The 25881-nt window shown below is 40.8% G+C and carries 26 protein-coding genes and 1 pseudogene; 1 reads left to right on the top strand and 26 read right to left on the bottom strand.

Going from position 1 to position 25881, the window contains the following annotated elements; translation table 11 throughout:
- Positions 1 to 8 precede the first annotated feature (8 nt).
- From DT065_RS13810 to DT065_RS13750, 14 genes and pseudogenes are all read right to left on the bottom strand, one after another.
- Entirely contained in the window at positions 9 to 1070 is a 1062-nt protein-coding gene (locus tag DT065_RS13810; protein WP_114374368.1) for a TRAP transporter substrate-binding protein, read from the bottom strand.
- A gap of 36 nt (positions 1071 to 1106) precedes the next feature.
- The gene (locus tag DT065_RS13805) at positions 1107 to 1274 is read right to left on the bottom strand and encodes a tautomerase family protein (protein ID WP_227002611.1); all 168 of its coding nucleotides are present in this window, start codon (positions 1272 to 1274) and stop codon (positions 1107 to 1109) included.
- Between the two features lie 16 nt (positions 1275 to 1290).
- A complete protein-coding gene (locus DT065_RS13800; protein WP_193550769.1) occupies positions 1291 to 2064 on the bottom strand; it encodes a 2-keto-4-pentenoate hydratase in 774 nt (257 codons plus the stop codon).
- Positions 2065 to 2069: 5 nt separating this feature from the next.
- Positions 2070 to 3074, bottom strand: coding sequence for a 4-hydroxy-2-oxovalerate aldolase (gene dmpG / locus DT065_RS13795; protein ID WP_114374366.1), 1005 nt, complete (start codon positions 3072 to 3074; stop codon positions 2070 to 2072).
- A gap of 32 nt (positions 3075 to 3106) precedes the next feature.
- Complete coding sequence (locus tag DT065_RS13790) at positions 3107 to 3994, bottom strand: acetaldehyde dehydrogenase (acetylating) (RefSeq protein ID WP_114374364.1); 888 nt, start codon at positions 3992 to 3994, stop codon at positions 3107 to 3109.
- A gap of 18 nt (positions 3995 to 4012) precedes the next feature.
- Entirely contained in the window at positions 4013 to 4792 is a 780-nt protein-coding gene (locus DT065_RS13785) for a 2-keto-4-pentenoate hydratase (RefSeq protein ID WP_114374362.1), read from the bottom strand.
- A gap of 17 nt (positions 4793 to 4809) precedes the next feature.
- A complete protein-coding gene (locus tag DT065_RS13780) occupies positions 4810 to 6279 on the bottom strand; it encodes an aldehyde dehydrogenase (protein WP_114374360.1) in 1470 nt (489 codons plus the stop codon).
- A gap of 32 nt (positions 6280 to 6311) precedes the next feature.
- Positions 6312 to 6776, bottom strand: coding sequence for a RidA family protein (locus DT065_RS13775; RefSeq protein ID WP_114374358.1), 465 nt, complete (start codon positions 6774 to 6776; stop codon positions 6312 to 6314).
- Positions 6776 to 7777 (bottom strand): amidohydrolase family protein, encoded by a 1002-nt coding sequence (locus tag DT065_RS13770; RefSeq protein ID WP_114376318.1) that lies wholly within the window; start codon positions 7775 to 7777, stop codon positions 6776 to 6778. Before DT065_RS13770 ends, DT065_RS13775 begins: the two co-directional genes overlap by 1 nt.
- Positions 7774 to 8316 carry a 3-hydroxyanthranilate 3,4-dioxygenase gene (locus DT065_RS13765; RefSeq protein ID WP_114374356.1) on the bottom strand — a complete coding sequence of 181 codons (543 nt, stop codon included), beginning with the start codon at positions 8314 to 8316 and terminating at the stop codon, positions 7774 to 7776. Before DT065_RS13765 ends, DT065_RS13770 begins: the two co-directional genes overlap by 4 nt.
- Positions 8317 to 8368: 52 nt before the next feature.
- Positions 8369 to 8902, bottom strand: a complete 534-nt coding sequence (locus DT065_RS13760) for an IclR family transcriptional regulator (RefSeq protein WP_418314668.1) — start codon at positions 8900 to 8902, stop codon at positions 8369 to 8371.
- 66 nt (positions 8903 to 8968) lie between these two features.
- Positions 8969 to 9106 (bottom strand): annotated as a pseudogene (locus DT065_RS19920) (helix-turn-helix domain-containing protein); the annotation flags it as partial.
- Between the two features lie 79 nt (positions 9107 to 9185).
- Complete coding sequence (locus DT065_RS13755; protein WP_114374353.1) at positions 9186 to 10670, bottom strand: 4-hydroxyphenylacetate 3-hydroxylase family protein; 1485 nt, start codon at positions 10668 to 10670, stop codon at positions 9186 to 9188.
- Positions 10671 to 10688: 18 nt separating this feature from the next.
- On the bottom strand, positions 10689 to 11162 hold the full coding sequence (locus DT065_RS13750; protein ID WP_114374351.1) for a flavin reductase family protein: 474 nt from the start codon (positions 11160 to 11162) through the stop codon (positions 10689 to 10691).
- Between the two features lie 287 nt (positions 11163 to 11449).
- Between DT065_RS13750 and DT065_RS13745 the strand changes: the two genes are divergently transcribed.
- Entirely contained in the window at positions 11450 to 12097 is a 648-nt protein-coding gene (locus tag DT065_RS13745; protein WP_160112562.1) for a Crp/Fnr family transcriptional regulator, read from the top strand.
- A 508-nt stretch (positions 12098 to 12605) separates the two neighbouring features.
- Here DT065_RS13745 and DT065_RS13740 read toward each other — a convergent pair.
- From DT065_RS13740 to DT065_RS13685, 12 genes are all read right to left on the bottom strand, one after another.
- Positions 12606 to 13685: an alpha/beta hydrolase gene (locus DT065_RS13740; RefSeq protein WP_227002817.1), complete on the bottom strand. Its 1080-nt coding sequence runs from the start codon at positions 13683 to 13685 to the stop codon at positions 12606 to 12608.
- A 101-nt stretch (positions 13686 to 13786) separates the two neighbouring features.
- Positions 13787 to 15103 (bottom strand): TRAP transporter large permease, encoded by a 1317-nt coding sequence (locus tag DT065_RS13735; RefSeq protein ID WP_114374345.1) that lies wholly within the window; start codon positions 15101 to 15103, stop codon positions 13787 to 13789.
- A gap of 39 nt (positions 15104 to 15142) precedes the next feature.
- Complete coding sequence (locus DT065_RS13730) at positions 15143 to 15637, bottom strand: TRAP transporter small permease subunit (protein WP_114374344.1); 495 nt, start codon at positions 15635 to 15637, stop codon at positions 15143 to 15145.
- A 67-nt stretch (positions 15638 to 15704) separates the two neighbouring features.
- Positions 15705 to 16757, bottom strand: coding sequence for a TRAP transporter substrate-binding protein DctP (gene dctP, locus DT065_RS13725; RefSeq protein WP_114374342.1), 1053 nt, complete (start codon positions 16755 to 16757; stop codon positions 15705 to 15707).
- Between the two features lie 145 nt (positions 16758 to 16902).
- A complete protein-coding gene (locus tag DT065_RS13720; protein ID WP_114374340.1) occupies positions 16903 to 17103 on the bottom strand; it encodes a RidA family protein in 201 nt (66 codons plus the stop codon).
- 28 nt (positions 17104 to 17131) lie between these two features.
- Positions 17132 to 17923, bottom strand: coding sequence for a cyclase family protein (locus tag DT065_RS13715; protein ID WP_114374339.1), 792 nt, complete (start codon positions 17921 to 17923; stop codon positions 17132 to 17134).
- Between the two features lie 91 nt (positions 17924 to 18014).
- A complete protein-coding gene (locus DT065_RS13710; protein ID WP_114374337.1) occupies positions 18015 to 19511 on the bottom strand; it encodes an aldehyde dehydrogenase family protein in 1497 nt (498 codons plus the stop codon).
- Positions 19512 to 19586: 75 nt separating this feature from the next.
- On the bottom strand, positions 19587 to 21299 hold the full coding sequence (locus DT065_RS13705) for a thiamine pyrophosphate-requiring protein (RefSeq protein WP_114374335.1): 1713 nt from the start codon (positions 21297 to 21299) through the stop codon (positions 19587 to 19589).
- Between the two features lie 82 nt (positions 21300 to 21381).
- Entirely contained in the window at positions 21382 to 22128 is a 747-nt protein-coding gene (locus DT065_RS13700) for an arylamine N-acetyltransferase family protein (protein ID WP_114374333.1), read from the bottom strand.
- Positions 22129 to 22147: 19 nt separating this feature from the next.
- Complete coding sequence (locus DT065_RS13695; RefSeq protein ID WP_114374331.1) at positions 22148 to 23029, bottom strand: alpha/beta hydrolase; 882 nt, start codon at positions 23027 to 23029, stop codon at positions 22148 to 22150.
- 896 nt (positions 23030 to 23925) lie between these two features.
- On the bottom strand, positions 23926 to 24990 hold the full coding sequence (locus DT065_RS13690) for a sirohydrochlorin chelatase (protein WP_114374329.1): 1065 nt from the start codon (positions 24988 to 24990) through the stop codon (positions 23926 to 23928).
- A gap of 26 nt (positions 24991 to 25016) precedes the next feature.
- Complete coding sequence (locus tag DT065_RS13685; protein ID WP_114374328.1) at positions 25017 to 25826, bottom strand: uroporphyrinogen-III synthase; 810 nt, start codon at positions 25824 to 25826, stop codon at positions 25017 to 25019.
- Positions 25827 to 25881: the final 55 nt, after the last annotated feature.

The following is a 25881-nucleotide window of genomic DNA, read 5'->3' as shown; positions in this document are numbered from 1 at the left end:
TTTACCTCTTATCGATGAGCGTTGATAAAAGATTCAATGAGAGGGTCCTGAGGTGCAAATTCCTCATCAAAATCTTCGATTTGATCTTCAAAAGCTTCTTGATCTATCTCATACATTTCCATACCTTGGTCTTCTAACTCTTCAATAAATTCTTCTTCTTGAGCGGCTCTAGTTTCTGCCGAGTAATCAGCAGCAACTTCCAAAGAATCTTGAACGATCTGTTGATCTTCTTCAGATAATCCTTCCATTGTTTGTTCACTTACTATTGCTACAGATGGCCAAACCATATGATTGGTCACCGCACCATAATCAACAACTTCAGCAAAATTATTTGTAATGGTTGCATCCAAATCCATGTCCATTCCATCAATCACACCTTGCTGAACCGCTGAATACACTTCAGTAAGCGGCATCCCTTCAGTAGATGCTCCAGCAGAATTATAGAAATGCAACATGGCGGGACTTGGTGTTACACGCAGTGTAAGGCCAGACATGTCTTCAGCCCCTGTTACCTCCTCATCTGCAAAAAGCATCATACGCTGACCGGCGAAGAGATAATCCAGCCCCAGCATGTTACTGCCTTCAAGTGTATCAAGAATATCAATGGCTTCTTCAGATTGACGAGCTTCATGTGCTTCCTCAATGGTTTCAAAAAGATAAGGAGCTAACCATGCTGAAAAAGCCTCCTCACGGGAACTCACTTCTGCTGCTGTAATAAAACCAAAATCGATGGACCCTGATTCTATTTGTTGCAACATATCAGCTTCCGAACCAAGTTGGCCAGCCGGATAGGTCTCTAAGGAAAAACGTCCATCTGAACGTTCCTCTAATTCTTCTTGGAATACAAGTGCTGCTTGATGCCACATATGTGATTCCTCCGTAATAAGCGTAAGGCTAAAGACTTCCTCAGCGTCTTGATCAGGCTCGGAACCCTCATCTGAGGCTTCATCAGCAGTAGCCTCCTCGTCAACTTCGGAACCAGCTTCTTCATCAGAACCCCCACAGGCAGCCATCACAGACATTAACCCAGCTAACGTCATTGTATAGAACAAGCTCTTGTACTTTTTCATTATAGACCTCCCCAAAATTGATAAAGCTTACGTCTACTACTCTTCGGCCATACTGACTCCGCCTGCTGAAGGTATCTCATGGATAAGGACCCTGACTCTTTCTTTTTCTACACCTAGAGAATCACTGACGACATCTGTGGTACCTTTGATTAACGCCTTCTTCTGTGAAGTCTCTCTTCCTTGCAAAATAATGAATATGGACAATCGGCATCTTTTCCCCCTAATCTGTTACATTCAGATTTAATTGACCTAATGTCTCGTAGTTAACTTCCAGGTAATCGCCTTTCTTAACACTCACTGCCTCTGTAATGGCCCCAACAAGAACAATCATACCCGGCTTTATAGATAAACCTGTTCTGTTAAGCATTTTTGACAGCTCAATAATAGAGTTTACCGGGTGATCAAGCACTGCTTTTCCATAACCACTTTGAACTTCATCTCCGTTCACGAACATTGTTACCTTTACATTGTCCCAGTCCGTATATTCAGGAGGAAACCCCTCTTTTCCTAAAATAAATTTGCTCGAAGATGCATTGTCAGCAATCACATCCGTTAATGTAAATGAAAAGTTCTTATAACGGCTATCGATGATTTCCAAGGCCGGATACACTTCTTTAGTTGCTTCCCATACATCCTTTACCTGAAGTTGATCCCCTTTCAATTCCTTATTGATAAGAAAAGCAAACTCGGGTTCAACTTTTGGATGAATCAGGTTTTCCATTTTTAAAGTCGGTGTAGATAGTTTCATAGAATTCGTTAATCTTCCGTAAATCGGCTCTTCTACATTCATCGACTTTTGCTTTGCTACACTCGTCAACCCCATTTTCCAACCGACCATTTCATCGCCGCGGTCTCTATACCTCTGAATTGTTTGTGATTGAACGTCATAAGCTTCTTCTACAGTCATCTTAGGGTATTTTAGCGTGACCTTTTCCATCTCAATGCCATTTCTCTGGTTTTCTTCTATTTCAGACGCCATTTCTTTTAGATCCAAATGCCTCACCTCTGTTTGGCTAATTCACTAGCTACATCAACAATCATATCTTCTTGTCCACCGACGACTTGCCGTTTACCTAGTTCCACAAGAATATCTCTTGAATCCACATTGAACTTTTGTGCCGCGCGATTGGCATGAAGTAAGAAGCTTGAGTAGACCCCAGCATAGCCAAGCATAAAACTGCCTTTTGTTATTTCCTGGGGGTGTTCAAGGATGGACTCAGCCACGTATTCAGATAGGTCAATCATTTTATAAAGATCAACCCCTGTCTTGATATTCATACGTTCTAATACACCAATCAATACTTCCGTCTGAGTATTTCCAGCCCCTGCTCCTAGACAGCGGATACTGCCATCAATTCTTGTCGCTCCTTCTTCGATCGCTACTAACGTATTGGCCATCGCTAGTGAAAGATTATTATGACCATGGAAACCAATATTGACTTGCAAATTATTTTTCAAAAGTCTTATACGTTCCCGTACTTCATGGGGTAAAAATGCCCCCGCTGAGTCAACGATATAAACAGAATCTGCTCCGGAACTTTCCATTTCCAAGGCTTGTTCAAGAAGTTTTTCTTTTGAGACCATATGGGCCATCATTAAAAAACCGACCGTTTCCATCCCCAACTCTTTTCCTAGTGCAAGGTGCTGTCTAGCAACATCCGCCTCAGTGACATGCGTTGCGACACGGACCATTTGTGCTCCTAATTGGTGAGCTTTTCTTAATTCCTTTACAGTACCAACGCCGGGAAGCATGAGAACGGCAATTTTTGATTGATTACAACTATCAACGGCGGCCTCAATTAATTCCATTTCATTTGTTGACGATCGACCATATTGAAGTGAAGATCCACCTAAACCATCACCATGAGCGACCTCGATATAAGGAACATTTGCTTCATCCAAGGCCTTTGTCACGTTTATGACTTGATCCGTCGTAAACTTATGACTGATGGCATGACTCCCATCTCTAAGTGCCACTTCTGTCAATACAATATCTTGTTCCATCAGTTCAACCCCCTTTTTTGACAGATCAACGATTAGACTTTTTCAGACATTGTTATTTGATGTCTCGCAATTTCCTCCGCAACTTTTACCGCAGAAGAAGTCATAATATCTAAATTACCGGAATAAGCAGGAAGGTAATCTGCACTTCCCTCAATTTCAAGAAAAACAGTAATTTGATCTCCATCAAATATTGGATCAGACCTCAGCCTGTAACCAGGAACATACTGACTAACTTGCTCTACTTTCTTTTTTATAGCAGTCGTAATTTCTTCTTTGTGGGCGCTTGCTCCGTATACGTTGCAATGGACAGTGTCTCTCATCATAATCGGTGGTTCGGCCGGGTTAAGAATGATGATGGCTTTTCCTTTTTTAGCGCCTCCGATTTTTTCAAGCCCGTTTGCTGTCGTAATCGTAAATTCATCTATATTCGCTCTCGTACCCGGCCCTGCACTTTTACTGGCAATGGTCGCGACAATTTCCGCATATTCTACCGATGCAACAGTACTCACTGCGTGGACAATTGGAATAGTCGCTTGCCCCCCGCATGTAATCATGTTCACGTTTTTCTTTTCCATATGTTCATTGAGATTGACGGTCGGAACCACGAATGGACCAATGGCAGCAGGCGTTAAATCAAGCATGTGCTTCCCTGTATTAGCTAACTTTTCTGCATGATAAGCGTGGGCCTTTGCTGAAGTCGCATCAAATAGTAAATCCGCTAGATGAGACTGTTCCATAAATTCATCTATCCCATTGTCAAATACGTGATAACCATAAGATTCTGCCCGTTTCAATCCGTCTGAATCCCGATCAATACCAATCAGCGCCGACATATCCAGGTGTTCCGATTGGTGCAGCTTCATCATAAGATCAGTGCCGATATTGCCCGACCCTATGATGCCTACTTTCATTTTCTGCAAAGTCAACACCCCCCTAGGTTATGCAAATCTGATGCTAACGTCTTCCATACCGCCAAAGGATGCGGTGAATTCATCTCCGGATGCTGCTTCAATAGCGGCCGATAACGCTCCGGATAGAATGACTTCTCCAGCTTTTAATGTTATCGCATAATCATAAAGTTTGTTGGCAAGCCACGCCACACAGTAAGCAGGGTTTCCTAACGCTGCGGATCCTTTTCCTCTATTGATCTCTTCATTATTTTTGTAGAGCACCATGTTTATTTCACCGAGGTCCATATCATTTATCTCATAAGTTTCATCACCTAAGATATAAAGACCTGATGAAGCATTATCGGCAATGGTGTCCGGCAATGTAATCTCCCAATTCAATATTCTGCTATCAACAATCTCTATAGCCGGAACAATATAATCTGTACTCGTAACCACTTCATCGGTTGTCACATTAGGGCCAGAAAGATCATTCTTTAAAACGAATGCAATTTCACCTTCTACTTTTGGTTGCATTACCTTATTTAACTTGACTTGCCCATCATTTTTAACTTGCATGCTTCGTAAAAGGTGACCATAATCCGGTTCATCCACGCCAAGCAGATTTTGCATGGCCTTTGAGGTTAAACCAATTTTCTTTCCTACAACCTCGTCCTCGTTGCTCACTTTCGATTGGATTGTTTCTAACTGAATATTGTATGCTTCCTCTATATTTAATGTAGGATGTAGCGTGGTAAGGGGCTGAACACCCTCCCCGTTCTTTTCTGCCGTGATTAAATACTCTGATAGTTCGTGTGTTTTTCCCTTCACATGTCCTCCCCGATGATTTACATCTTTATTGTGACATTAGATAATTCACTATAAAATTCAAAACCATGTACGCCACCTTCTCGACCGATACCGCTGTTTTTCATTCCACCCCAAGGTGTTCTTAGATCTCTTAAATACCAAGTGTTTACCCAGGTGATGCCTGACTCTATCTGTCCTGCAACACGGTGGGCCCGACGTAAATCATTCGTCCAAATCGTGGCGGCAAGTCCGTAATGCGTGTCATTCGCCTGTTCAATGACATTCTCTTCAGTATCAAAAGGGATGACTGTTACAATAGGGCCGAAAATTTCTTCATTGACACAACGAGACTTTCTATCCAAGCCGGTTACGATCGTCGGATCAATATAAAACCCTTTTTCCATATGATTTGATCGATGGCCACCCGTAAGGAACGTTCCGCCCTCTTCTTTAGCTAGATTCATATACTTCATAACTTTGTTAAAATGCTCTTCACTGACCACAGCACCAACATTTGTATCGTTATCGAACGGATCGCCGACCTTTAGTTGCTTAGTCGCTTTTGTGAATTTCTCCAAGAATTCCTCATATACCTCTTTTTCAACATAAATGCGCGATCCGCATAAACAAACCTCACCTTGATTGATAAAACTTGATTTCAACGTTGTTTCAATCACTTCATCAAGATCCGAATCCGCAAATATAATGTTGGGGTTTTTTCCACCCAATTCAAATGAGAGCTTTTTCAATGACGGTGCAGCAGCTTTCATAATCGCTCTTCCAGTGGTCGTCTCACCTGTAAACGTGATCGCATCAACATCAGGATGTTCTGAAATCGCTTCTCCTGCCGAATTCACACCAAAGCCATGAACGAGATTGACAACCCCATCCGGAACACCGGCTTCTTGACATATTTCTCCCAGTAAGGTTGCGGTCATCGGCGTCCATTCCGAAGGCTTCATAACCGCAGTATTTCCGGCTGCAAGACAAGGGGCAAGTTTCCATGTTAAAAGTAGCAATGGCAAATTCCATGGATTGATAATGCCTACGACGCCCACCGGACGACGAATGGCATAATGTAAAGCCAGATCATCCTGTTGGTAAGATTCAGTACCCATCGACGTGAGGTACTCAGAAAAGAAATAAAAGTTGTGAGCAGCCCGGTCTATATCCATCTCCAAAGCTAATTGATAGGGCTTCCCAGTATCCATCGCTTCCAGAGCAGCCAATTCTTCCTTTCTCTCAAGGATAATATCTCCGATTTTTCGTAGAATGTTGGATCTTTCTCGCCGGCTAATTCCTCCCCAAGGCCCTTTTAATGCTTCCCTAGCAGCCGCTACAGCCTTATCAACATCTTCACGATCACCCTCTGAAACGATGCCCAATACCTTTTCACTTGCAGGGTTGATGTTCTCAAAATAATTGCCGGATTTTATATACTGCCCATTTATAAAATGATGGGAGTCAATTGAACCCATTTTCTTATGGTCCGTCTCCATTACACGCATCCGATACCCTCCTTTTTGTCGTATTCAGATGCTCAATCGTCCTGTACTTCCACGATCATTTCGATTTCTATGGCTGTATTATTGGGTAATTGCGCCATGCCTACTGCTGATCGTGCATGTTCTCCCGCTTCTCCAAAAACTTCAGCAAGCAAGTCGGAGGCACCATTCATGACAACAGGTTGGTCAGTAAACGTTTCCGTGCTGTTTACAAAACCTAGTATCTTTACAATCTTTTTTACCCTACTAAGTTCACCGAGTTCAGCCTTTAAAACATTGATTAAGTTAATCATCGATTGGCGCGAAGCGTTATAACCATCCTCTAACGTTAGCGTATCACCCAACTTACCATGATAATTATCTACACCCTGCCCAGAGGTAAAGATAAGGTTTCCAACCTTAACATGACTCGTATAATTACCTGCCGCTGGGCGTACCGGCGAAAGTTTGATATCCATCATTTTTAATTTTTCTTCCGGTGTCATTGTCGTTGAGTCCATTATTCAAACTTCTCCTTTATATTCAAAAAGTTCAAAGCATTTATTCCTAACAACTGGTCTCTCTGTTTAGGAGTGAGCGATTCCAATTCATCAATCGTATGACCTGGAGGGGTTTCTCTTAACAAAAATGGATAATCTGAGCCCATCATTACCTTGTCATAACCAAAACGATCAATGAGAAATTGCAGGTTTAATGGGTCATAATTAAGTGCATCGAAGTATAGCTGATCCAAGTAGTGACTTGGAGGATTTATCGTCTTTCTCAAATCCGGCCATACGTTCCATCCTTGATCGAGCCTTGGAAGTATAAATGGAAATGAACCTCCACCGTGAGAGAAGCAAATCTTTAGGTTCGGAAACTTTTCGATGACGCCGCTCCAAATCAAACTTGCTGCTGCCAGTGCTGTTTCACTTGGCATTCCTACCGTATACATAAAATTGTGCCTCGGTGTCCTGTCCCTCGCCATTGTCTCCCAAGGGTGAATAAATAAAGGAACTTCCCACTTGGCCGCCATTTCGAAAAAAGCAAGCAAATATTCTTCGTCTAGGTTTTTACCATTTACATTTGTTCCAATTTCAATCCCGTGGAGTTTTAGATCATGAATGCAGCGATCCATTTCTTTAATCGCTGCATCTGCATCCTGGAGCGGTACTGTTCCTAAACCAAGAAATTTTGAAGGGTTTGATTTAACCGTATCCGCAATAAAATCATTTTGGATTTGTGCCATATCCAGCGCTTCGGATACCAGTGCCCAATATGAAAACGTAACAGGGATGGGGGAGAGGACTTGCATATCAACGCCCTCTTTCCCCATATCGTCGATTCGTTTTTTCGGGTCCCATACTTGATCAGTCACTTCACGAAACACTTTACCGCTTACCATTATATTGGCACCGCAAGAACATGTAGGCTTCAATACCGGCCAACGATCTTGACTATATTTTTTCGTGAAATCCGGAAGATCTCCTGGGATAATGTGCGTGTGAAAATCGACTCTCATGCCTTTGCCGTCCATTCTTCTGCTTCCGGCGCCATTTTATGACCACAATTGTCACAAGTCTTGAGCTCCTCGTCTGCGTTGAATTTTTCGATGGCTTCTTTCACTTGTGTCCCGATATCTGTTAGTTGCACGGTCGCCCTATGCATTTCATGGTTACACTTGTCACAGAACCAGACGAAGCTTTCCAGCTCACCTTCGCCTCTCTTTCGTTCGAGAACAATTCCGTAAGAATCTGCAATACGGTGGGGAGAGTGCGGAACATCTGCAGGCAGCATAAACATTTCCCCTTCTTTAACTTCCACAACTTCACGCTCTTGATTTTCGTTGATACACTCAACAAAGCAGCTTCCTTTAATTTGATAAAAGAACTCATCTGAAGGGTCAATATGAAAATCTCGACGTTTATTTGGTCCGCCTAAGAGCATTGCGATAAATTCAGAATCTTCCCAAAGAACCATGTTGTTGACCGGTGGTTTCAGTAAATGCTTGTTGTCTTCAATTAATTGTTGGATATCAAATGCTCTGCTTTGTAATGCCATTAGTAATCTTTCCTTTCTAATTTAAATATTTTTTATTATAAAAATACCCTTGCTATTCATTTTCAATATATCCTACATGCTTGGAAATTAGCTTCGCTATTCTAACGACGTCTTGAATCGCTTGCCTTTGGTTGATGCTATTCATGTAATCAATCGAACCAACCATATTTAACGCTGCTACCGTTTGTCCGGAATACGCAGTAATAGGGGCAGCGATTGCGAACGTTTGTGTGTCGTTCTCATTATCACTTAAGGCATAACCGTTTTTTTTAATCGTACTCAATTCTTTCCTTAAATTATACGTGCTAGTAATAGTATTTTGGCTTTCTCGAACAAGACCTCTGGCTACTGTAGGCTGTACAAAAGACGGATTATAGGCCAGTAACACTTTCCCTGTACTCGTGCTATAAGCTGGTTTTTTCGCTCCCAGGAAAGTAGTGGGCAGTTCAACTGCATCTTCTGCAGACACCTTGAGTACGAACCTTACGGTACCTGCATCATACATACCAATATGAACCACACATTTATATTTCCGAATGAGATCATATACAAGTGGAAGGGCATCATTAATATCCTGATGATACATGACATTGTTACTCCACTCGAGGATTCTCCAACCTAGCCTATACATTTTTTTCGTATCCTGAACTAGGATCCCTTCTTTACATAAGCTACTAATTACATGATGAACGGAGCTTGGATGCAAGTTAAGCATTTCTGCAATGTCTTTATTTCGAAGAGCCGGGGTCTCAGTAGTGAAGCAATTTAAGATTTTTGTTATTTTCCCCACAGATGCAGCCACTAAGCTTCACCCCTTCCGCCCATATTGTAAGCCCTTTCAACAAAAGTTACATAATGTTTGCTTATACTTATGACTTGCTGTCAACCATATTCTTTGAAGCGTCCGCTTCACTTAATGCTCTATCAACCATCGGGAAGGTTTTTTGACGTTTTTTATAATTGTTATAAAACATCCCCAATTTGCGAACAGGGTCTCCTGAATAATATCGCTCGTACTGAACGAGCCTTTGTCCAAATGCTTCGCCGCTTAGATCCCATCCCAATTTCAACAACTTTATACGCTCTACACTGGAAATTCCTGCTCGGCCTTTGTAGTACCGGTCGATATCTTGCTTTAATTCCGGAATGTCCATATCAGCATGCGTTGGCGGTAAAATTAATCCGGCAGCCCCTATCGTTTGGATGACCTCAATAGCTCTCGGATACGCTTTCGGTAAGATTCCTCGGATCGTTTCCAACGGTATAGGATTGGGAACAGCCTCACCATTTGCCTTAATTTCATATTCTTCTTCAGATACTCGTAGCAAAGCTCTGATTGTCTCTACGGATTGAACTAATTCTCCGAGTTGGGTCTGAACATTTAAGAAGCCATCAACACCTATAGAATCGGCAATTTTTGATGCAATTTGCTGGGCGAATCTTAGCTTCACCAATCCTCGAACAGCATTTTGATGAGTATTTTGGCTTAAACCTGTTCTCCCATATAATTGATTTCCTGCATCAACATTGTTATAAAGAAATACTCGATGCCACGGTACGAGGACATCGTTGAAAATTAATATCGCATCGGATTCCTCAAATCTGGATGCTAAAGGATGGTCAGCGATCGGTCGTTTTCCGTCTTGCATCGGCTCACGGCATAGTAGGCGCAATCCAGGCGTATCGATGGGTACAGCAAAAGATAATGTATATTTTTCATCACCTGGTTTAAATCCTGGGAATGGATAGACGATAACCTCATCTGTGACAGGAGCTAACGTTGCAAGCATTTTTGCACCACGTACAATAATGCCCTCAGATGTTTCCTCAACGGCTCCCAAATGCGCGAACTCTTCTTCTTGTTCATGTGAGGCTTTACTTCGATCTGCTTGCGGATTGACCAATGCATGTGTGAGAAAAAGGTCGTTATCACGAATATATTTATGGTAATTCTTAACATTTTCGTACCACTGTGGATTAAAATCATCAAAGAACTCTGGACTACTGGCCATTGATGTGACCGTTATATTCAGGAAATCGGGCGTTCTTCCCATTAACCCAAAAGTTTCTTCCGCCCAAGTTGAATATAAATCTTTACGTGCCATAAGATCGTCATAATTTTTCGGGACGATAAAGGCATTAGAGACCCTTTCTCCGGTTTCATCACTAATCCTGGTAATGCTGTCCTGATACTTAGGATCATGCTGCATATCATATAACCTGGCAATTTCACGAATCGGTTGCTTAAAATTGTCTTCATTTACAATGTCAGTGATCTTTCTTCCGCCCATCCATACATCTGGCTTATTAGTTTTAAGGGCTTGAATATACTCAGCCCCTGTTCGAATGCCCATTATAAACCCCCTGTTCACTTACGTTATTTTTTGCTCCTGTGCATTGAGTATTTTACCTTGAATGAACATTAATCCATCGCCATCAACATAATGATAATTTTCAACTTTTCCGACACGGAGGACATGATCTCCAGCATCAAATTCTTCCCACGGTGAGCATTCGATGGTCGCCAGAGCGCCTTGTAGTATCGGACCGTATTTCTCTTGATCCCATTGAATGCTTAATCCTTGCTGGTTCTTTCCGGCAAATTGCCATGCAAGCGCTTCTTGGTCTGCTGAAAGGATATTTACAACAAATGGCTTACCTTTCATATTTCGATAAGCTTTCGTCCCTTTATCTATAGAGACAAGGATTAAAGGGGGATCCATCGAAACTGTGGTGAACGAATTTACAGTTATCCCCGAACGATCATATTCATTTTCTCCCCAAGTCACTACGGTCACTCCGGTAGTAAAACGCCCAAAGCAATTTCTTAAATCCCTTGTGTCCATTTCTACACCTCCATTTGATTTGTTAAATTTAATTTATCAAAATTTGAAGGCGGTTTCATTTTTAAAATTTCATTATATGAAATTTTATTGATTTTTTATTTTTTTCGTTTATTTAAATTTGTTGGTGATATAATAAAGCGTCTCTTTTCTATTTACTAGTTAACATTTTATTTGACATAATATTATTTGTAAGTATAACATTGCTAACAATAAAATTCTTTTACCCTTCTCATGTGAGGCATGTTATAAAGAGGTAACCAAATATAGCATCTGAGGGAGTGATAAGCTTGAATATTCGTAGTCGTGATCTAAGTGAAGAAGTTGCTTGGAATGATATTTTCAGCCATGGTAGTAGGCATTTTTATAAAAGAAACAGTATCATTTATCATCAAGGTAGCTTAGGGGATGGTTTTTACTATATATTTAATGGGATTGTAAAGATTGTTCTCTCTACATCTGACGGAAATGAAAGAATTGTAGATTTAACAGGACCAGGTGAACTCATTGGGGAACAAGCTATGGATCACAAACCTTATTACTCTACGGCTGTAGCAAATGAAGATACTGTTTTATATTACTATTCATTTGTGGATTTCAAAAATTTAATGCACACATATCCCACTCTCCTATCCCTCTTGATTGATTCAACAATCCAGAAAGCAAGAATATTATCAGATAATGTAATGTTGGATTCATTACGTTCTGATCAAAAAATTGCACTCGTATTGTTGAAATTAATCTATAAACTGCAGAAAAACGAAATTTGTTTGACACAACAAGAATTAGCAGCCTTTACAGGTGTTACAAGAATTACTGTATACAAAATTTTTAAAAATTGGAGGAATTTAGGTATTATTTGTGTTGAAAACCGAAGGATAGTTGTCAAAGAGCCGGATGAATTAAAGCAACAGACAAACATAGAATTTGTATATTAGAGTAACTCAATTTTCACAGTCAAACCAGACAGGGATTGGGTAGACTTGCGATCCATTGTTGGAGTTGACTGTTAATGCAGCTCGATGTAAGGAATAAGTCGTTTTGAACAATACCTAAATACCCCACCGCATTGATGATCTCCCGGTTGCTCAATGTATCGTTCAAAATCACTTGTCAGTCACAACAATCTCGAAATCTAAATATTAAAAAATTTGCTTTTGTTTTCAGACAAATAGAAAAATCTCCTAATGTAGACAGGAACAGACTGTGACCCGTACTGTTGCCTAATCTATAAAAGGAGAAAAGCGTATATGGGTGCTAAAACTATGTCACGGAACAATTAGAAGCCAGATTCGTTAGAGGATATCGAAAAAATATACGGCAACTCCCACGTGGCAAAAACTTCTCCAATTTCCCAGCTTCTATTTTATACTGAAAGATGACCAAGCTTCCCATGGGCGTGTTCAGTATTTGGCTCTTTGTTCTAATGGTGTTGAGCCTTGTTTCTCACTTGGAAAGTTCATCTTGTTCCCTTTCCTTTAAATTTTCAATTGTATCGGGTGAAAAATTTTTGATCTCTGTATTAATAAGTTTATCCTCTAGAAACCCCAATATTTTTGGTGCAGCCTCTGTATTAGGATACTCATCTAAGGTTCCTTTTTCTAAACCAGGTATATCGGTTAGCCAGAAGTGGCCTACGTCAGGATACTCAATCGCTTCTACGTCAATACCTACTTCATCCAAATTATTTGAAAATTCTTCGTTTGTCTGAGTTCTCACTTCAGTATCATTTTCACCCCACATTACCAAAAAACTTGTGTCGAATGTCGAGCTATTCGATGCCTCGTCTATATAGTCAATTGGAGAGGCTTCTTGGTATTTATGGGGCGCTTTCTGATAATCCTTACCGAACATCTCTATATAATTCTCCGGTTCCTTTTCGAAATCCTTCACTCCATAAGCACTTACAGCCCCACGTATATTATAACTAGAATTGGAAGCAGATTGAAAAGCAAGCAAGTTAGCAAGGCTACCTCCTGCTGAATCCCCGATAACACCCATTCTTTGTGGCTCAACATCCCAGTCATTCGCATTACTTACAACCCAATTTGCAGCTGTTTTAACATCTTCTAATACACCTGGCCAAGTTGAATATTCGGGAGTATACAAACGATAATTAATAGCGACTGCCACAAATCCCGATTGTGCCAAATAGGGACCCCATTCCTCATACATTTCTTTCGATCCTGACGTAAAAGCGCCACCATGAATTAATAATACAACCGGAAGGTCTTCTCCTTCATTTGGTCTATAAACGTCCGCAGTTAAATTATTTTCTTTATCAGTTTTACCAAAAACTACATTTTTTTCAATCAATATTTCCTCTTCTTCATCTAAGCTATCTCCATCTGATTCACCTTTATTTGTATCTGAAGACTGTTCTTCCTCACTCGAGTCAACCTCATTTGAACCAGAAGACTGTTCATTATCGCTTGAACAAGCAACCATAAGCAATAAGGAAATCAGCATAAAAACTACATATATTTTATTCGCAACCTTATTTATTATAATGGCCATTCCTTTCACTTCGCTCAAGGCACAAAACGTCATGAAATGTGTACTTGTGCCTAGCGGTTTTTCTTATTTACATACATATTTGATTCATATTTGATATTATCCATTTAATATTAACTCGTCATTATTCCAGGTAACCACGTCGCCAGCGGTGGTATCAGTATAACAATAGCTATAAGTAATATTAGCATAAATATAAACGGTACTGATGCTGCATAAATCTGTCCCATTGTTGTTCCTTTAGGTGCTACACCCTTCATAACAAATAACCCTAAGCCAAACGGAGGTGATATTTGCCCTATTTCAATGGCGATCAACACTAAAACAGCAAACCATAATAAATTAAAATCCAGAACTTCTGCAATGGGCATATAAATAGGAATTACAACCATCAAAATGGACAATGATTCCATAAACATACCCATAAATATAATGATAAGCAACATAAGGATTAAAATGAATACCGGTGTCAGTTCAAGACCCCCCACAAGATCAACAAGATTTCTTGTAACACCAGAAAACGATAAAATTTGACTGAATGCAATAGATCCGGCAACAATCATTAATATCATTGCCGTTAGCTTTAACGTGCCAGAAACGGCATTCGTCAATACTTTCAGGTTCAATTGCCTATACCAAGCAGCTAGGATTAGGCTACCAAAGGCACCCATTGCAGCGGATTCTGTAGGAGATGCAATACCCAAAAAAATAAAACCTACAACTAGAAAGATAATAATACTTAGGGGTAAAATATATTTCGCAGTATCTACTAGTTTTTCAGACAATGGTATAGATTCAACCTCATATTTGGGAGCTAATGAAGGTTGCAACTGAGCCCTTATAATAATATAAACAGCAAATAAAACAGCCATTAATACTCCCGGTAAAATGATAGCAATCAGAAATTGTCCGACTGAGATCATACCCAGTGAAGCTAGTAATACACCTAGGGCACTTGGAGGAATCATCACTGCCAACCCCCCACTGGCTAGAATAGGGCCAATAGACATGGGAATCTTATATTGTTTACGCTCCATTTCAGGCACTAAAGTCGAACCAAGCATAGCGGTTGTAGCCATCGTTGATGCAGTTAAAGAAGATAGTAAAGTCCCCCCGCCTACCGCCAATAAACTTAACCTTCCAGGCAAACGCCCCAACCATTTGTCCAAAGTGTTCAGCATCTTGGGGGCCACACCTGAATGAAACATGATTTCCCCCATTAAAACAAATAAAGGAATGGGAAGGAGGGAAAAATTAGTCAATGCATCCTGGATACTGTGCACTAATAAATAAAGACCGCTTTCACCACCCCACAGAATATACGCGGCCACGATGTTAACCATTAAAAAGGCAAATGCAACAGGTACCCGTATAAACATTAAGCCCAACAAACTTAGCAATATGATAAATAAAACCATCCACCAATCCATTGTTGATACTCCTTTGCTAAAAGATTGCTATTAATATGATTATGACCGAGACTTAATATCGTTAGCGATAAATAATTGTCTCATAAACTCCAAGAGCAAAACGAATGAGCCGATGGGAATTATCATATAGATATATACCTGTAGAGTACGTAAGGGAGTCGTGCTTGTTGCATTCCTTTCATAAGCATCCACAGTCACTAGCGTTCCGTAATAAACTAAAATGATCATTAGAAATATTCCTATCAGAGCAGCAATCACATTCAACACATAATTGAACTTACGACCCACGAAAAAGTTGATGATATCAATCGAAACATGACCGTTATGCCGAAGTAACCATGCACCGGAAAGAAAAGTGATATATAATAACATATACTCATTGTATTCATTAACCCAAATAAAAGAGATATTAAAAAAATAGCGCGCGATGACTTCTAATACCACTGAAAACATGGAGAATAAAATAAGTAGCCCAGCAGTCACTGCAAACACATTCTCAATCTGATTCAGCAACTTTGTTGCCTTGTTTACCATGTTGATAACCCCCTTTGCGAAGCCCGAGATAAAGTTATCTAAAACACCTTATCTCGAGCATTCTAATCTACTCGTATATTGAGGTGACATCAAATTCATCGTCTAAAAGCAATTCTCTTAAATTATCAATTTCATCAGGAGCATCACGTTCAAGCATCTCCCAATAAACATCATGAACAATTTCCTGAAATCTTTCGGAATCCTCATCAGTTAATTCAATTCTTTCTATGCCCTCTGCTTCGATTGTTTCCCATGTCGTCTCATTCTCTGCATGAAAATAATCAATCATATCCTTTTCAAATTCGGCTGTGATATCTTTCATAGTCTCTTGAAGGTCAGATGGCAATGATTCAAATGTATCTTTATTGATTAATATCGTTCCATTCTGATTCAAGAATGGCTCATCAATAATGTATCTCGTTACCTCAGTCCAACCATCCTCATGAGGCCCCATCAAAGTAAACCCAAACCCGTCCACCATGTTACGATCTAATGCGGTATAAACTTCACCCGGCTCTATATCTGTAACTGTTGTATTCAATTCCTCGAGAATTTCATGGTACGTTGGATTAGATCTAAAATTTAAGTTTTCAAAATCATCTAGTGATTTCATTTGCTCATTACTCCAAAAGTAAAAAGGATTTGGTCCTAAGAATCTACCTAAATAAACTTGATTTTGCTCTTCATGTCGGCTATTTAAGTAATCAAAATAACCATTTTCCCTTTCTTCTGCAGGTGAATAAGGCGACATGAGCATTGAAAGTGATTCTGGCATCAAATGCCCATAGAAGGAGCTTGTATTAAAGGTTATATCAGCTACACCACTACTTACGGCATCAAATTGTTCTCCCGTAGGAATGGATTCTGGCCCCCCCGTCCATTCTAATTGAACAGCACCGTCCGTACCCTCTTCGATTTGTTCCATCCACATGGGTATTACATCACGTGTTAATGGATGATTGTCATGTACAAAGCTTACAATAGTTAACGTGACTGGTTCATCTACAGATGAATCATTTTCCTCCTCAGTAGTTACCTCATCACTTCCACATCCAGCAACAAAAATTGCTAATGCACTAATTATCTTTAACAATATTAATTTTAAGTTATTACGACCCATAGTGCCCCCCTTTTTTAATTAATTAATGGATTAATCAAAGCATGGATGGGTGTTCCGTTCCCTGATTTCCTTGATGAATGGCCCCGCTAGGGGAGGCTTGTTCCGCTTTCTCAATCATTTGAGTTAAACCAGCATTAATTTTATTTTAAGCGCTTTCAATATTTTGATAAACCATGTTCGTTTGTTTTGCTAAATCGTCGACTTCTACTACATCCAGATTTTTATCCCATGCTACTTGTCCAGATATAAAGGCAAGCTTCTTTCCCTTTGGAATCGTTATATGCGTGTAATCAATAGGATCATAAATTGTAGTTGGATTAATATTTTCTCTGCTACTCGTTGTCATTCAATATTCTCCTCAATTTTTTTATACACTAACTATTCTCTACTAATGCCATTACACGAGCTGGGCTACCACTTCCACCATCAATTCTTAAAGGACTTGCAATGACAATGGAACCTCGAGGTGGGAGTTTGTCCAAATTCTTCAATGACGCAAGCCCGTATTTATTTTCTTGATGCATAAAGTAGTGAGCAGGAAAGGGCGTTTCAAATGTTGATGCGAGTCCCGCATCTGTTCCTACAGGCTCAACACCAAATCCAAGTATGTCACGTTTGGTTGCTAAAAATTCGGCCGCTTCAGCTGTCGGACCAGGTGTATGCGACTGACCATCTTCTCCAACATTCAAGAATCTTTTGTCATCAACATATTTATCCCAGCCAGTATGAACGAGCACCCAAGAATGTGGAGGGATTTTGCCATGATTCGCTTCATACTCTTCAATATCTGCAATGGTGAGTAAATAATCAGGATCGTTGTCACATTTTTCCTTGATATTAATGACACATGCTTCACCTATTAGTTTTTCTGCCGGAATTTCATCAACGTGTTGATGACCTCTTCCAGAAATCCAATGGACGGGGGCGTCAAAATGTGTTCCACAATGCTCTCCCATTGAGATATTATTCCAATAAAAGAAAGGTCCATTATCGTCGTATTTGGATATTCTGTCTATTTTGAACCCTTTTGTATTTACAAAAGGTTCTGGTAATTGAATGACAGGCGTATCTTCATTAAGGACATGTGTTAAGTCTACGACTTCAATTGAATGATCAATGATATTCCCCATTAATTCTGTTAACGTTGTTTCCTTTACATTAGCCATTATACGTTTCCCCTCTCTATTTACAATTTAATTAAATAGCCAGTCCTTTCCTTTCTCGAAGTAAAGGACTAGCTATCTATTATCCTTCTTTTTATAGGAAAGTCCCTGGAGGCGGCAATTTAAATCCAGCCACAATGGACTTCGATTGGCTATACTCATCTAGTGCTTCTTTGCTGTACTCGCGACCGACTCCGCTATTTTTATATCCGCCAAACGGCGCACCCGATTGGAAGTTAAAGTAAGAATTGATCCAAATACTACCTGCGTCAAGTTTATTTGCAACGTCTAATGCACTTTCTAAGTCTTCGGTCATAAGTCCAGCAGCCAGTCCGTATTCAACATCATTTGCTTCTTGAATCATTTCTTCCACTTCACTCCAACGAGTCACCGTAGCAGCCGGCCCAAAAATCTCTTCCTGTGCAATTCTCATATTTGGTTCCGCTTCGATAATCGTAGGCTCAATAAAGTATCCATGCTCATGCCCTGGAACCGTTACACGGTTTCCTCCATAAAGAATGTTTGCCCCTTCTTCTTTTGCAATATCAAAATAATTTAATACGCGCTCCCCTTGCTTCTCATTAATGATAGATGCCAGGCGTGTGGACCGATCGGTTGGCGGACCAATTTTAATTTGCTTTGCTCTTTCGATTAATTTTTCTACAAACTCATCATAAATATCATCGTGAACAAGTAGTCTTGTTCCAAGAATACAACTTTCTCCATTAAAGAATGTGTATCCTAGTGTTGCATTTTCTACTGCAGAATCGATATCAACATCCGGAAATACAATATGTGGCGCTTTTCCTCCGAGCTCAAGCGTAACCGGAAGAATTCTTTCGCCAGCAGTCTTACCTACTAGCCGACCAACACCCACACTACCTGTAAAGGCAAGCTTATCTACATCCGGATGGTCGATGAGCGCCTGTCCAGCTTCTGTTCCGTAACCCGGAACCATATTGACAACACCTTTAGGAAGGACATCACTTAAAAGTTTTCCGAATTCTATAACGGATAAACAAGCATCTTCCGCAGGTTTTAAAACGACTGTATTACCAGCTGCTAACGCCGGTGCCAGTTTAAATGCAGTCATAATCATCGGTACGTTCCAAGGAATAATTTGAGCACAGACGCCCAGTGGTTCTTTCTTTGTCATTAAATATCCATTATCAACAGGACGGGATTCCCCTTCATAATGAGTGAGAACAGCACCCGCAAAGTAACGGAACTGATAAATGGCCAGTTGATAGTCCAAGTCGAATTCATGAAGTGCCCTACCCGTATCCATGCACTCCATCATCTTCAAACGTTCTTGATTGTTTTCCAATATATCGGCGATTTTATTTAGTAATGCTGAGCGCGCTTCAATTGATGTATCGGCCCAGCCTGTAAAAGCTGTTCTTGCTGCTTTTACAGCTCGATCAATATCTTCTTCGCCGCCCCGTCCAATCTGCGCTAACACTTCTCCCGTTGCAGCATTTACGGAATCAATATATCCATTAGCCGGTTTGGTCATTTCTCCATTGATAAGCGGGCCATATTGTTTTTCAAACCCTACATTTGCCGGGCTTATTTTACCAGTTGCTTCCATAACATATCTCCCCCATTTTTGAATTTTAGTGATCATATCGTAACCATGCTCTAATAAAATCACCTCCCCTATTATTTAAACTTTCGGAATTCTGACATCCAAAACAGCAGAGCGCCCGTTCTTCACCTGCTTTAATGCAGTTTTCAATGCTTCCATTAATTTATCAGGTTCCTCCACTGTTTCGGCATAAGCATTTCCGGTAGCTTCAGCAACTTTAGCCAATTCACTGTTTGGATTAAAATTCACCCAAAATTGATTATTATTCTTCGCAATACCATCCGGATGTACACCTAATGTCGAGTGCTTGGGCGCATTCCAACCAAAATTATTATAAATAACAGTCAAAAATGGAGTGTCATATTGTTCTGCCATTGAGTGGACAACGGACGGTATACTAAATAAATAAGAACCATCGCCTGTTAAACTGATGACCGTTTTATCTCTATGTGCCAATTTAGCTCCAATCGCGGCACCACCGTTCCAGCCTAGTGATCCTGCTCCGCTGCTGAAATAAGAGCCGGTCTGATTTGCTTCAATATGCGCGGTTATCGCCCCGTAGTTTGTTATGCCTTCATTCAAAATAACAGTGTTTTCGTCCATCACTTCTCGTACACAAGCAGTAAGATATTCCGGTGTTATAATATCTCCATCTGCTTGTTCTGCATTTTTTACTTCTGTCTTCATTTTTTCATGGAAGTCTGTTATTCTTTTACGGCGTTCTGATACTTGTGAGGTCTGCATTTTATTGGACTCGTCTAATCGTCCATTCAATTGTTTTAGTGCAATCAATGAATCTGCTTTATAAAAACGTTTTGAAGGGATATACCATAACGGCATTTCTTCTTTTAGTGGGTCAGCATCAACATAGTAAATGGTTGCATCTTCTGAAGGTTTATTTTTCGTCGGAATCCATGGGATATCGCTATCAATCACCAAAATAAAATCAGCTTTTCTCAAGATTGGATGCTGTTTATTTTCATTCCATTGGTAACCAACATGCATGGGATTATTCGCCGGAAAATTCATCGTTTGTGGAACGGAATTCAAGACTGGAATTGCCAGTGACTCGCACAGTTTAGTTAATTCTGCCACCGCATCTTCTTTTTTGCCTAAATAAGATGTTACGATAAGCGGATTCTCAGCAGACATTAAATCGGACAGTAATTCATCCACATCTTGTGGCGGAAGTGCACTCGAAGAAATCGGTTGCCAGAGCTCTGTATCGATGGTGACTGGCTTCGTTTCTTCTTCCATCGCCTCTCTAGGGCCCATTAAGTAAACCGGCCCCTGTGGTTCACTTTTCGCAATTTGCAATGACCGATGGACAAGCTGTTTAACATTCTTCCCGCTACGAATTTCGTTATCATATTTCGAATACCCTCTCATGATCCCACGTTGATCATTGACATCTTGAAACCAATGAATAAATTCGTTTCGACTCCCTGTCAGCTCACCTTCTTGCGTATACGGGGAAGCGCCCGCAAAAACAAGGACCGGCACTTTGCCTTTAAAAGCATTATGAATGGCCCCACCTAAGTTCTGTGTACCACATTCCACGTGAACGATAACTGCTTGCGGCTCTCCTGTTGCTTGCGCATATCCGTGTGCTGCACTCATGGCTACGAATTCATGGGGACTAATGATAACCTTTGGTAATTCCTTATTGTTCTTTGCAGCATCCGTTAAACTTTCTATAATTGCAGGATGATCGCTCCCAAAGTTTGCAAAAATATAAGACACGCCAGCTTCTTGAAGCGCTTCCAAAAAAGCCGTGCTCGTTGTATACATTATCCACCCTCTCCTTTTTACAACTACTAATTATTTATATAATAATCGAATAAAGGAGAGATAACTATTAAGTAGTTAACATCTATTCCGTTTTTAATCCAAAGTATTTACTTAACACTTCATCTTTCTCACTTTCAATAACCTTGTATTCTGTTTTGGCTTTACCCTCTTTGCTTGTTAATGTATCATTTAACAGCGTGATACGACCATTTTCCGTGGCAACCGATGTAATACTTTCCTGGGTGAAACGAGATTCAGGTGAAGTCTGGTTATAATCACACATCGGTGAAAAGTCAAGTAACTTTTTTGGTTGGTTATCAAAACTGTATAGCGTGATCCAACTTTCATTTCTTTTTCTTTGAAAATAGTAGGAATGGCTATTGGTTTGCGTCACCCGATAGAGAGTACCGCCATCATTTACTTCTTCTCCCGTGAGAGGGATGGGGATACGAATCGAATCACCGAAACCAACATCAACTAAGTAAGGTTGATCCAATTGTACGATACATGCCGCATGGCTGTCTTTCAGAGCCCACGTTCCATCCGGCTTTCTAACTGTTCCACTTATTAAATGTACATCATAGCCCATCTGCTGTAATAACCAATAAAACAAGCCATTCAATTCGTAGCAAAAACCTCCCCGTTTACGTAACACTACTTTTTCATAAAACCTCTCAAGATCTAAGATAATCGGCACTTGTCGCATAACATCTAAGTTTTCAAACGGAACAGATAGCATATGATTAAATTGAAGATGAGTTAAATAAGACAAGTCAGCATTCGAGGAGCTAAAAGCTTGAATACGCTGTAAGTACATATCTACATTCATAGTAACCACTCCATAATCTTTACAACATTTTTTTCAATTCTTGTATTCTTTTCATTGAAAAGTTTCCGACCTCCTGAATGCATAAATTTTCTTTAAGAAACTTCAAGATTTGCGGTGCCACTTCGGCGTTTGGGTAATCCTTTAAGATGCCTCCCCTAATACCTGGTAATATATTAAACCAAAAATGACCTGCATCAGATATGGCAAGTTTTTTTGTTTCAATGTTAGCCTCTTCTAATTTTTGTATGAAGCTTTCTGACTGTGATGGATGAACCACCTTATCAGTTTCTCCCCATGTAATGAAATAACTTGTATCGAATATTGGATGGGAAACGGCTTCATTTATTCGATACATAGGAGAAGCCTCTCTATATTTTTCTTTAGCCTCTGAAAATGCATTCCCTAAGAATCTTTCAAGACGAGTGTGGGTTTCCGGAGAAGTGTGCCACATTTTCTCAAAATCGTATATGCCATATGCACCTACAACAGCCCGTATTTTATAACTCGCATTTGTAGCATGCTGAAAAGAAAATTGTGCAGCCAAATGGGCGCCTGCGGAATCACCGATAAGTCCTAGCCGTTGAGGCTCGATATTCCACTCATTCGATTTGCTTACCAACCAATTCACAGCCGCACGAATATCATCCATAACTTCCGGGTAGATAGAGTATGTTGGCGTCATTAATCGATAATTAATAGCCATAGCAACGAATCCGGCTTCAGCTAAATATGACCCCCATTCTTTATACATCTCTTTTGAACCTGATTGGTACCAACCGCCGTGAATTAGGATAACGGCAGGAAGGTCTTCTCCCTCGCAGGGTCGATACACATCTGAGGTTAGGTATTCCTTGTCCGTTTGGGCAAAAACGACATTTCTTTCAATATATATTTCTTCCATATTTATAAACACCCCTTTATAAAGCCCTGAGCACTTTTTATATTATTCTAGATTTATAGAGGTGCTCTACAAACTACAAATCACGCGGAGGTGAGTGGGCCGTTACAATAGTGAAGCGACCGCATATTTATATGTTTAGATTGCCTTTTCAAACACAAATAAGTGTGACTTTGAGCACGGGGACTTATCTTTGTATAAACATGATTCGTTTATTGCTAGGAAATCAGTCAATACTGTAGATAGACCCTCCTCCAAATCATAATATTTAATTTCTATCAGTTTATAATAAATCCGAAAGGAAGATACTATAAAAATTTCATATTTTGAAATTTTTGAACTTTATTTTATTTATTATTGATACTCTGGAATGACCATTTTTATTAAAGCACAAATGACGTTATTAACCGCTATACAACGAAATATTCATCGAAATCAAGATGAATAAATGGTAACTAGTAGGTCTTCAGCTTTGGCTGATATTTTTGATTTTCGGATGATAAAATATGTCCGTCCTACCCCCATCTCCCAACCTTCTCCGGCGGTTGATACGCTCACTGTTAGCAATCCGTCATTGATCCATGCCGGTCCCTACTCGGCATCGTGAGCGTCATACACTAACTGTCGTGGGGCTTTTTTTCCGTTATGGCTTCATGTAACCGAGGCTGATTCGTATATAAAAGTACCATTTCACTTAAAGCGACGCCACCGTCGTTCGGCATTCCCAACTGAACCCTTCATGCTCGTACCTCAGCAATCCCTCATGGAGCGTTGGCACGACCACAACAACCGCCGCTGCTTCTGCTTCCAACAATTACTTCACGCATCGGAAGCGAATTCACCCCCGCCTCCGACGACAAAACGCATGCCCCTCATCTCCAGCATAAAAGGGAGTGCGCTCAGGCGTAAGCGCTCCCTTCTTCGTTCAATGCTTCTTCTGTCCGCCTCGACAAAACACCGCTCAATCCATTGTCAGAACCGAGAAAATCACAAAGCGTATAACGGGTATTTGTCTTCCCTTCTCGCTCGCGGAGCATTTCTTCCAATTCTTCCATCAACACGCCGGTAAATAGCAAATACGGCAACACATACACGCGTGGTGCTTCCAGTTTTTCCACTTTCGCGAGTCCCTGTTCGACCGTCGGCGTTGTGGCGGCCAAAAAGCATGTTTCCACGTTATTGCAGGCGACTCTTTCATAGATCAGGCGCGCGATTTTTGCGACGTCGCTCGGTTGGTTACCGTCACTCGACCCTCTGCCTACCACCAATACCGTACAATCTTCACGTTCTTGGTCTTTTTTCAATTTCGGTAGTCCAGCATCCAGCAAACGGCTGACAGCCACATCGATGACATCATCTTCGATTCCGAAAGGTTTGCCATAGGACATTTTCACGTTTGGGTAGGTTTCTTTTGCCCTTTCCAACTCACGGGGAATATCCACCTTTGCATGGGATGCGCTTAACAGCAATACCGGCACGACTGCAATCTTCGTCGCCCCCTGTTCTATGCAGGCTTTAATTCCTTCCGTAATGGTCGGTGAAACCAATTCAATATAGGCAATCTCTTGAATCATCTCTGTTTTATAATGTTTTTTTACAGCATCGATAAACATTTCAAATTGCTCGTTACCTTCTTTTACTCGGCTTCCGTGCCCAACGTATAAAATGGCTTGCAAAGTTCTCTTGAGTGTGTGCGGAAATTGTTCGGTTATTATAGGGAGCATTTCAGCCATCGAACCGCTAAAATGAGTGGTTTCCCATTCCCCGCGGTGATTACTTATGTACAGTTCATACATCTGGGTATTAAAGCGAGTCACCCTCGCACGATTGACCTTTACCCCATCTTCCTCAGAATAGATGATGAGATGAGAGCCATGCGTTCGAACATTCAGATGAGTGAACCCACACTCATGGAGCGTATTTTCAAGCATTATTTTGGAAGCACTCATGATTCGTTGAACCATTCAAACCGCCTCCTTACCTGTCATTATTATATACTCCCATTCACATACCGTCCAAGCTCTACAATCATCGCCCCCATACGCTCGGTTGTTGGCACGACTACCCGTGATAGGCCTTCTTCTTCGAGTGCTTCCGCTGTCACCTTGCCCACGGCAGTGGCGATCGTCTTGTCTTCAAAAAGCTTCCCCAACTGCCCGTGCTTGCCCGTTTCACTCGCACGACTGAACAACGATTTTACTTGCAAACCGGTGGTGAAACAAACAGCGTCGTATTTTTCCTCGAGAAGCTCCCGGATAAAAAAATCCGCCGCTTCATCGTCCGGCGCATGATGAATATAAGGCAGCCACGTCGTCGTTGTCGCGCCCTGCTCTGCTAAAAATTCCTCTAACACCGGCGAAGAGATTCCATATTGCTGTAAGATCACATGTTTCCCTGAAAAATTGACCTCTTTTACCTGCTTCTTCAACCCCGCGGTTGTACCATCATCTGAACGTATGGCCACGCTAATGTCTAATTTTTTCAAAGCCGCGACCGTTTTATAACCACGCGCTGCAACATTTGCACTTGCCATTTTTTCCAAAAACTCATCATTCACACTAGCTTCTTCCGCACATTCCATAAGCATCGTGACACCGATTCCCGTTGTAAAAATAAACCAATCGACATGACCGGTCAGGCCTTCCTTCATTAAACGAGTGACCGTTTCTTTATTTTGTTTGATCGTTCCTTGCATCGGGCGTACATCGCTTGTCGCCCCTTGTTTATGTAAAAGCGTCTGCATCTCATCTGTTTTTCGTGAAGCGGTTAGTACCACATGTTTGCCTTCTAAATGTTTCATCCCAGCTTCCCTCCCTGTCACACATACTAACTTAAAAGGCCGTATAACGCCAAAA

The organism is Salicibibacter kimchii (assembly GCF_003336365.1).
Taxonomy (GTDB): Bacteria; Bacillota; Bacilli; order Bacillales; family Marinococcaceae; genus Salicibibacter; species Salicibibacter kimchii.
The sequence above is the reverse complement of the archived record's forward strand: the minus strand, read 5'-3'. Positions and strand labels throughout refer to the sequence as shown.